Below are 9,584 nucleotides of genomic sequence, written 5' to 3'. Positions count from 1 at the left end.
CCGGCCGCGGCCGGGCGCTACCTGGCCCGCCTGGTGGCCGGGGGCGAGGCCACGGCGGTGGGTCTGACGCTGGTCAAGTAGCCCCCGGGGGGCGGCATTGAGAAGTTGCGCGGGGCCGGGCCCGCGTGTAGGGTTGGGGCGGAATCGACGCGCACGGCCACAGGGACGTGGCCCCATCGCCTCACTGAAGGGATTCAGTCCGCGCATGACTCCGGACCCGCAGGTCTGCCGCCTGCTCTTCGTGCACCGCGATCCGGCCCTGGCAACCCGCATGCGGGGTATGCTGGGCCCGCTCCGCGACCCGCGCTACAAGGTGGCCCACTTCACCCACCTCAGCGACGCGCTGACCTACCTCGCGGTCAGCGACGTCGACGTGGTGCTCGTCGGCCCGGACCCGGCCGACGGGGACCTGCGCGACGCCGTGCGCCGCCTCAGCGCCGAGCACCCCGAGGTGCCGGCCATGGCCCTCGCCGTGAGCCCGGACCGCGACGCCCAGGAAGAACTGCGCCGCGCCGGCGCCCGCGAGTGCCTGCCCGTCGACGAGTTCAGCCCCGAGATCTGGAGCCGCACCTTCGAGTACTGCCGCCGCGAGGCCGCCATCAGCCGGGAGCTCGCGTCGGTCACCGCGCGCCTCGACTGGCTCGTGCACATGGACTCGCTGACCGGCCTGCTCAACCGCAAGGGCATGGAGCGCGCCCTGCTCGACGAGCTCGAGCGCTGCCGCGCCGCCGACCGCGACCTGCTCATCCTGCTGGTCGACCTGGACGACTTCTCGAAGGTGAACGCCACCCTCGGCCACGGCGTGGGCGACCTGGTGCTGACCGGGGCCGCCCGCCGCATCCGCGAGTCGGTGCGCGACGACGACAAGGTGGGCCGCTGCGGCACCGACCGCTTCATGGTCATCCTGCCGGGCACCGACGAGGCCACCGGCGAGGTCGTGGCCGAGAAGATCCGCCTGGCCATCAGCCGCGACGAGATCACCGCCGGCGAGCACCGCCTGCAGACGACGGCCAGCATCGGCCTGACGGCCATCAACGCCAACAGCGCCAGCTTCGACGAGGTGCTCGCCACGGCCGATTTCGTGCTGCAGCGCTCGAAGATCCAGGGCAAGAACCGGGTGGCGCGGGCCGCGTCGGTGGCCGAAGTCGAGATGATCCGGCCCGTGCTGGCCGGACCCGAGATGGTGGCGGCCCTGCTGCGCGGCAACGTGCTCGAGGTGCGCCACCAGCCCATCGTGAACATGGCCGACGGCCGCATCGTCTCGCGCGAGATGCTCACGCGGGGCCCCGACGGCCCGCTGCGCCGGCCGGACAACCTCTTCCGCTTCTGCCAGGAGAACAACATCCTGCCCGCGGTCGACCTGCGCTGCCTGAAGCTGTGCGCGGCCGCGGCCCGGGCCATGGGGCCGGGCACGGGCTACCACGTGAACATCATGCCGACGACCCTGCTGCAGACGTCCGAGGCCGAGCTGCTGCGCGTGCTGCTCGGCGGCGACGACGGCAGCGACGGCCACTGCTGCCTCGAGCTCAGCGAGCAGCAGCTGCTGGGCGATCCGGCGGTGCTCGTGCCGCGGGTGCGCGTGCTGCAGGAGGCGGGCATCAAGGTGGCCATCGACGACGTGGGCTTCGGCAACAGCTGCCTCGAGGGCCTGATCATGCTGCACCCGCAGGTCATGAAGGTCGACAAGCGCCTGGTGCGCGGCCTGGCCGGCGATCCGGAGATGCGGCGCGCCCTCGAGCGGCTGCTGCGGGTGGCCGACGTGCTCGGCGCCGAGGTCGTGGCCGAAGGCATCGAGACCACCGACGACTACGAGATCCTGCTGGGCATGGGGGTCAAGTACGGGCAGGGTTATCTCTTCGGGCGCCCGCAGCCCTGTCCCGCCCCGCGGGCGGCCACGGCCGCGGCCGGCGCCGTGGGGAACGACGCCGGCCTGACCGCCTGATCCGCGACTACTTCATCACCATGATCTTCCGGCTCCGCACCTGCCCCTCGAAATCGATCCGGGCGTAGTACATGCCGGCGGCCACGCGGGCGCCGCGCGCGTCGCGGCCGTCCCACGTCACCACGTGGCGCCCGGCCGTCTCGGTGCCCGCGGCGAGCTCCTGCACCAGCCGGCCGCGCAGGTCGTGCACCGTCACGCGCACGGCCCCGCCCGCGGGCAGGGTGAAGGCGAAGCTCGTCTCGGTGACGAACGGGTTGGGGAAGCCGGGCGCGAAGGCGAAGCGGCTGCCGAAGACCACGCCGTCGACGCCGACGGGGCCCTGCCAGCTGCGGTCGCCCTCGGGCGAGACCAGCTCGAGCCAGTAGTCGACGGGGCCCTCGGGCGCCGTCTCGTCGACATACGAGGTGGCGGCCCAGGGCAGGGCGCCGGGGCTCACCTGCACGCGGGCCGTGTTCTCCTGCTCGCGGTGCACGTAGACCTGGTGCGAGAGCAGGTCCGGATTGATCTGCCAGCTCAGGTGCACGGCGCCGTCGCGGCGCTCGCCCGCCAGGGCGGGCAGCTGCTGCACGGCCACCTCGAAGAAGCGCCAGCCGATGTCGAAGAAGAGCTGGCGCGTGAGGTCGACGTCCACGGGCAGGTCCGAGTTGATGGCCGGCTCCATGAGCAGGTTGGGGAACGCCGAGGTCGTGAAGTGCGAGATGGACGAGCCGGGCTCGATCGGATTCGGGTTGTACACCCGCACCCGGCCCTGGTCGTCGGCGCCGGCGATGCGCGTGGCGTCGGGCCGGATCGAGCCGGTCAGGCCCGAGCCGAGGCCGGCCCGGATCGTGGTGCCGTCGGCCAGGGAGACCATGACCGACGGGATCGTGATGCTCGGGTCCTCGCCGCCCATGGCGAAGGCGTCGCCGGCCACGTTGTTGACGACGATGGCCCCGATGGCGCCGGCGTTCTGGGCGTTCAGCACCTTCGTGATGAAGGCGCAGGTGCCCCGGTCGATGAGGGCGATCCGGCCGGACAGGTCCTGGCCGGTGGCCGAGCAGGCGTCGCTGCCCACGCCCACGCCGTCGTTCACCTCGACGATCGGGCCCGTCACCGTCGCGCCGCAGGCCGCCCCGAAGAGGGCGAGGGGCGCATCGTAGATGCCGGCGCTGCCGGCCGGGGCGGTGATCTCGACCACGGTCTCGGCGCAGAGCACGTCCGGCGCGGCGCCGGTCACCGACGGACCGTCCCACACGAGGTTGTCGGTGTTGATGGCCGAGGCGGCGCGCTGGGCGTTGGACATGTTGGCCCAGTGCAGGCCGACCGTCGTGTCGTAGAGGTAGCGCGAGTACACGTCGAGGATGCCGAACGGCGCCGTGCCGTCCGCCTCGTCGACGATGCTGAGGAAGCCGAGGCCGTGGCTGAACTCGTGCAGGAGCACGATCACCAGGTTGATGCCGCCGGCCGGTTCCACGTCGTCGAACCCGTAGTACCACGACGACGATTCCAGGCAGCCGGTCGTGCCGAGCATGGAGTTGAAGGTGGCGCCGATGTCCTGGGCGCCGCTGTTCTGGTCGAAGCCGGCCAGCATGTCGGCCTCGGCATCGACGTACCACGTGGTGGGCAGCGGCGCGTTGGGGAAGCTGTGGTACAGCGACTGGGGGCCGGCCGCGCCGAGCACGCCGCTCGAGGCATTGCAGCTCAGGGGGTCGAACCTGGCCCCGATGCGGATCTCCACGTCGCTGTCCAGGATGCTCTCCCAGATCGAGGCGGCGAACTCGAAGGCGTTCAGGCGCTGGGCGCCCACCGTCAGGCCGTTGTTGCCGCCGACGGGAGCGGCGGGCGTCGGGTCGTTGAAACCCTCGCCGGGCCCGTCGAGGTTGACGATGGTGATCGTGGTGGCGCCGGCGCCGGTGGCGACCAGCAGCGCGAGAAGCACGGCGCAGCCGCGCAGCAGGATGGGACGTCTCATGCTAGCGCTCCTTTCCGTGCTCGTGCCCGCCGCCGGCCGCGAGGAACGCGTCCAGCTCGGCGGGCGTGGTGACGCAACCGGTGCGCACGGTCCCGTCGGGGTCGGTGACCGCGATCGAGAGGCTGCGGAAGCGGCCCTGCAGATCGAGCCGCTCGCCGCCGGCGGGCAGGGTCTCGGTGGTCAGGCCGTCGACGGAGCGGTTCAGGCTCCGGGCCATGGCGGCGGCGATGGCTGCCTTGTCGGACGCGCGGACGGGCACGAAGGCGCCGGACTCGGCGTCCCATTCCACCCGCAGGGCCGCGGCGCCGGGCGCGGCGGCCGGAGCCGGGGCGGGGACCTGCCAGAGCAGGGCGATGAGCAGGACCGCGGCGGCGAAGCCGGCGATTCCCAGGGAACGTTGTGCGGGCATCGGGATTTCCCTCCAGGTTTCCGGTGCGGGGCGGGGCCGAAGCGGGGTCGATCGATCCTCCGGTTATCGGCCGCATTCCCCTTCAACTGAAGCAATAGTCGGCGATTCGGCAAGGGGCCGCGTGGGGAACGCCCCCGGATCCCCCCTTCCGGACCGTGCCGCCGCGCGGCACCGCCGGACCCTGCCTTGTCCCGGCGCGGCCCCCGGTGTAGATTGGTGGTCCCGCGGGGCGGGGCCCCCGGGAAGCACAATCCAGAAGCGGAGTCGAGCATGGCGCAGAAAGCCCTCATCACCGGCATCACTGGCCAGGACGGATCCTATCTCGCCGAGTTCCTCCTGGACAAGGGATATGAGGTCTTCGGCATGCTGCGCCGGTCGAGCACCGAGACCTGCCAGCGCGTCGAACACCTGAAGAGCCGCCTGCGCTTCCTGCAGGGCGATCTCCTGGACCAGGCTTCGCTGGTGTCGTGCCTCGAGGAGTCCCGGCCGGACGAGATCTACAACCTGGCCGCCCAGAGCTTCGTGCCCACGAGCTGGAACCAGCCCACCCTCACCGGCCAGTTCACCGGACTGGCGGTCTCGCGCATGCTCGAGGCCATGCGCCAGGTGGTGCCCGGCGCCCGCTTCTACCAGGCCAGCAGCAGCGAGATGTTCGGCAAGGTGCGCGAGGTGCCCCAGAACGAGCTGACGCCCTTCCACCCCCGCAGCCCCTACGCCGTGGCCAAGTGCTACGGCCATCACATCACCGTGAACTACCGCGAGAGCTACGGCCTGTTCGCGGCCTCGGGCATCCTCTTCAACCACGAGAGCCCCCGCCGCGGGCTCGAGTTCGTCACCCGCAAGATCTCCGACGGCGTCGCGCGCATCAAGCTGGGCCGGGCCGACGAACTGCGCCTGGGCAACCTCGACAGTCAGCGCGACTGGGGCTACGCGGGCGACTACGTCGAGGCCATGTGGCTCATGCTGCAGCACGACGAGCCCGACGACTTCGTCATCGCCACCGGCGAGACCCACTCCATCCGCGATTTCCTCGACATCGCCTTCGGCCACGTCGACCTCGACTGGGCCGCCTACGTCAAGCAGGACGACCGCTTCCTGCGTCCGGCCGAGGTCGACCAGCTCATCGGCGACTATGGCAAGGCGAAACGGGTGCTGGGGTGGGAGCCCCGCGTCGGATTCGCGGAGCTGGTGCGGATGATGGTCGACGCCGATCTGGCCCTGCTGGGCGGCGCGGCCGCCGCCCGCTGAGCCCGCTTCCCTACTGGTCGAACTGGTAGTCCGCCGTCACGCCGAAGGCGAGCAGCACGCTCGCCGTCATCACCGGCTGCTCCAGCATCACGTAGTGCCCCGCCTTGGCGATCCGCTTGAAGCTCAGGCTGCGCGCATGGCTGAAACCGTAGTGGTGCAGCAGGTGGCGCGAGGAGTCGGCCGGCGGGAACATCATTTCGCTTCCGATCACCAGCAGCGGCACCGAGAGCGTGTTCAGGCGTCCGGTCAGGTCGAAATCGAAGCTGCTCATGAGCAGGGAGATGAAGGTGGCGCTGTCCGTGCGCAGGGCCATGTCCATGGCGCGCTGGGAGATGGCCTCGTCGCCGCTCATCTGCAGGTAGCGCGCGGCCACGAAACGGTCGTAGTTCCCGAGGAGCTGCTCGCCCACGGCGGCCTTCTCCGCCTGGGTCGCGAGCTGCTTCGGCGCCGCGTCGATGACGATCAGGCGGTGCACGTCGGCCGGATGGTCGAGCGCGTACTGCATCGCGATCATGCCGCCCATGCCGTGCCCGACGAGGGTGGGGTAGACGAAATCGTGTTCGGCGATGAACTCCCGGAGCCGCTCCGACTCCTTGGCGATGGTGTCGTCGGCGATGGGCTGGGTCGCGCCGTGGCCGGCAAACTCGAAGACGGCGACACGGAAGGTGTTCTTCAGGAACGGCAGGACGTCGTCCCACACGGTGGCGTTGGCCCCGAGCCCATGGATCAGCACCATCTCGAACTCGCCCCGCCCCTCGACGATCTCCCGGGCCCGTGCGGCCGGATCCGCGCCGCCCGGGGCGGCGGGGGCGGGGTCGTCGGCGAAGGCGGGCAGGGCCGCGCCGAGCAGGAGCAGGGCGGGCAGCAGGGCCAGGCGCGGGTCCCGGCGGCGGCATCGGATCATGTCGGTGTCTCTCCGTTCTCGTGGGGCACGCAATAGAGGCTGTCGTCGCGGGCCTGCTCGACCGGACCGTCGAACCGGCGGCGCACGGCGGCGGCCAGGTCGGCGGCGGCGGCGGCCGGATACTGATGGGTCAGCGCGACCCGCCGCGGGCCGGCGACGGCGCACAGCTCGCCCACCTCCGCCGGCGTCAGGTGGCCCGTCACGCCGAGACCGTCCGGGGCCGAGCACTCGACCACGAGCAGGTCGCAGCCGCGCGCCGCGTTCTCCAACCCCGCACACGCGCCGGTGTCCCCGGAAAACACCGCCACGTGGCCCGCGGCGTCGGTGAAGCGGTAGCCGAGGGCGTCGCCGCGCGTGAGCCGGTCCTGGGGGTGGTCCACGGCGAAGGGTGCGATGCGCCCTCCGTCGGGCAGGTCCAGGGCCGCGCCGGGCGCCCATTCCGTGACCACGAGTTCGCGTTTGCGCGGCTCGAGCCACGAGCCGTAGATGCCGCCGAGGGCGGCGAGCAGGTCGGTCAGGCCCGCCGGCCCGTACAGGCGCAGGGGCGCCTCGCTCGCCGTCAGCGGCGAGTGCAGGGCGAAGAGCAGGGCCACGAGGTCGCCGTGATGGTCCGGATGCAGGTGCGTGAAGAGCACCAGCCCGACGGCGTCGACCCCGCCCGGGGCGTCGCCACAGCGCACCAGCCGCACCAGGGCGCCGGGTCCGGGATCCATGAGCACGGCGGTGCCGTCCACGGTGACCCAGTAGGCGGCCGGGGTGTGGGTGGGGGTGGGAATGGCGCCGCCGGCGCCCAGGATGCGGAAGCGGATCATGGCCATAAATCAACAGAACCGGGCGGCCCCGTCAACCGCCGGATCGGCGCCGACGGTCCCGGACCGGGCCCGCCGGGAGCCGTTTTTCCGGAATCCGGGCCCGCAGCCCGGTGTAGAAGGCCGGGATCGGCCGCGGGGGCGGCGCTGGACACGTTCTGGGGCAGTCCCTATCATGTGGCCGATTCCATGTTTCAGCCCAGGTCGCGTGCCGCCGGGTCTCCCGGCGCCGCGCCGCCCCTGTGAAAGGTGACGCATGCCCTCCCGACAGTTCATGACCGGCCTGCCCCTGCTCCTGGTCCTGCTGGCCACGACGCCCGCCGCCGCCCAGGACGCCGCCGCCGATTCGGTCGCCGGCGGCATCCGGCTCGGCGTCCCGGCCGCCGAGGAGAACATGACCGACGAGGATCGCATCGCGATGCTCAACCAGAAGCTCACGAAGAATCCCGCCGATGCGAAGGCGTGGAACGACCTGGGCGTCATCTACGCCAACCAGGAGAAGTACGACCTGGCCCGCGATTCCTTCATCCGCGCGGTCCAGTCGTCGCCCCTGGAAGGCGACTACCACCGCAACCTGGGCATGGTCTTCTCGCGGCTGGGCGACTTCGACATGGCCGTGGCCGAGTACGGCCAGTACCGGAAGTTCGACCAGCTCGGCGGCCAGGACTACTGGCGGCTGATCGGCGGCGCCCAGAAGGACGCCGGCATGCTCGACCAGGCCCGCGCCACCTTCGCGGAGGGACTCAAGGCCTTCGAGCCCGATCTGGGGCCGGAGGGCTTCCGTCTGGTGCTGCAGCTCAACCAGCTCGAGGCCGAACAGGGCGACGACCAGGCCGTCCGCGACCTGCTCGAGGCCCGGGCCCCGGTGGCCGAGCGATTCCTCGCCGGCCTGGCCGACAATCCGGACGCCGAGGCCGAGGACGGCTACCGCGAGGCGCGCTCCATCGTGCACAACCGCGTGAACCTGATGGTCGACGACGCCAAGCTCATGGAGGACTCGGGCCTGTTCCCCGACGCCGCCAGGCTCTACAAGCAGGCCTACGAGATGACGCCGGGGCGCGACGACCTGCTGCCGCGCCTGGTCGACTGCTACCTCAAGCAGGACATGCAGCGCGAGGCGGGGGTGGCCGCGCGGCGGGCCCGCGAGGACCATCCGGACAAGGCCGGCACCTGGATCGCCACCGGCAAGGTGTACGAGCAGACCAGCCGCCGCGAGGACGCGGTCGCGGCCTACGAACAGGCCTACGAGATCGAGCCCCTCGACGACGTGCGCGTGGCCATCGGCAACCTCTACATGCGCATGGGCAACGACAAGGAGGCCAGCAAGTGGCTCAAGGCCGGCGTCAGCGGCAGCGATGCCAAGCCCGAGGTGGTCTACAACTACGCCGTCAGCCTCATGCGCGAGGAGAAGTTCCACGCGGCGATCCCGTCGCTGCGCAACGTGGTGCGCGACAAGCCCGACTTCTACAACGGCTGGATCGCCCTGGCCCAGTGCCTGCAGATGACGAAGCAGTACGCCGCGGCCGTCGAGCCCTACCAGCAGGCGTTCAACCTGCAGCCCGACGCCAGGACCGCCTTCCACATGGGCTCGATGGCGCAGAAGGCCGACCAGTTCGAGAAGGCGGTCTCGTCGTACGAGATGGCCATCGCCCTGGATCCGACCTACGACAAGGCCCAGTACAACCTGGCCCTCAGCTACATGGGCGCCAAGCGCTACGAGGACGCCGTGGCCGCCTTCGACAAGCTGATCGAGATCGAGGGGCCGTCGTACCGGGCCTACTACAGCCAGGGCCTGTCGTACTACTACCTCGGCCGCTACGACGAGGCCCTCGAGGCCTACGATTCGGCCATGGCCGAGAAGGAGACGGTGAACGTCTTCAACAACATCGGGCTCGTGTACGACAAGTTGGGCAACAAGAAGGAAGCGGCGAAGTGGTACAAGGACGCCCAGGCCCTGAAGGGGGGCGGTTGAGATGGGCCGTTTCCGTCTGACGGTCACGGCCGTGCTGCTGGTCGCCGCCGGCGCGGCCCTCGGCCAGACCCACCCCGGCCAGCTGCCCGCGCTCGCGCCGGACGCGGTCTTCCCCCGCTGTTCGGACAGCCAGCTCGCCGTGGCGGGCTTCCCCGACCACCGCCACGAGCAGCACTGGTCGACCTGGACGCCGCCGCGCGACGCCGACGGGAACGCCTACGGGCCGGGCGCCATCTGCGACGGGCAGCCCCTCGACCGCATCGCGGGGCTCGCGATGGCGCCGGGCGAGAAGCGCTACCGGCATTTCGTGCTGCACCACAATCCGGGCTACGCCGACTGCGACATGCTG

General features: G+C 71.2%; 8 protein-coding genes. 4 read left to right on the top strand and 4 right to left on the bottom strand.

Annotated elements, in window-relative coordinates:
• The first annotated feature begins 205 nt into the window (after positions 1 to 205).
• The gene (locus tag KDM41_15455) at positions 206 to 1,942 is read left to right on the top strand and encodes an EAL domain-containing protein (GenBank protein MCB1184824.1); all 1,737 of its coding nucleotides are present in this window, start codon (positions 206 to 208) and stop codon (positions 1,940 to 1,942) included.
• 7 nt (positions 1,943 to 1,949) lie between these two features.
• Here KDM41_15455 and KDM41_15450 read toward each other — a convergent pair whose 3' ends face one another.
• Positions 1,950 to 3,893: a T9SS type A sorting domain-containing protein gene (locus KDM41_15450; GenBank protein ID MCB1184823.1), complete on the bottom strand. Its 1,944-nt coding sequence runs from the start codon at positions 3,891 to 3,893 to the stop codon at positions 1,950 to 1,952.
• A 1-nt stretch (position 3,894) separates the two neighbouring features.
• Positions 3,895 to 4,302: a hypothetical protein gene (locus KDM41_15445; GenBank protein ID MCB1184822.1), complete on the bottom strand. Its 408-nt coding sequence runs from the start codon at positions 4,300 to 4,302 to the stop codon at positions 3,895 to 3,897.
• A gap of 270 nt (positions 4,303 to 4,572) precedes the next feature.
• Here KDM41_15445 and gmd point away from each other — a divergent pair, with 270 nt between their 5' ends.
• Positions 4,573 to 5,550: a GDP-mannose 4,6-dehydratase gene (gmd, locus tag KDM41_15440; protein MCB1184821.1), complete on the top strand. Its 978-nt coding sequence runs from the start codon at positions 4,573 to 4,575 to the stop codon at positions 5,548 to 5,550.
• A 10-nt stretch (positions 5,551 to 5,560) separates the two neighbouring features.
• Here gmd and KDM41_15435 read toward each other — a convergent pair whose 3' ends face one another.
• Positions 5,561 to 6,454, bottom strand: coding sequence for an alpha/beta hydrolase (locus KDM41_15435; GenBank protein ID MCB1184820.1), 894 nt, complete (start codon positions 6,452 to 6,454; stop codon positions 5,561 to 5,563).
• Positions 6,451 to 7,266 (bottom strand): ribonuclease Z, encoded by an 816-nt coding sequence (locus tag KDM41_15430; GenBank protein ID MCB1184819.1) that lies wholly within the window; start codon positions 7,264 to 7,266, stop codon positions 6,451 to 6,453. The genes KDM41_15435 and KDM41_15430 overlap by 4 nt, the downstream gene beginning before the upstream one ends.
• Before the next feature lie 253 nt (positions 7,267 to 7,519).
• On the opposite strand from KDM41_15430, the gene KDM41_15425 reads away from it, so the two are divergent.
• Positions 7,520 to 9,235, top strand: coding sequence for a tetratricopeptide repeat protein (locus tag KDM41_15425; GenBank protein ID MCB1184818.1), 1,716 nt, complete (start codon positions 7,520 to 7,522; stop codon positions 9,233 to 9,235).
• A 1-nt stretch (position 9,236) separates the two neighbouring features.
• Positions 9,237 to 9,584: hypothetical protein (locus tag KDM41_15420; GenBank protein MCB1184817.1), on the top strand; the 348-nt coding region annotated here is incomplete at its 3' end.

This window comes from bacterium, assembly GCA_020440705.1.
In the GTDB taxonomy this organism is placed as follows: domain Bacteria; phylum Krumholzibacteriota; class Krumholzibacteriia; order LZORAL124-64-63; family LZORAL124-64-63; genus JAGRNP01.
Note: the sequence above shows the minus strand (reverse complement) of the source record. Positions and strands in the feature narration are given on the sequence as shown.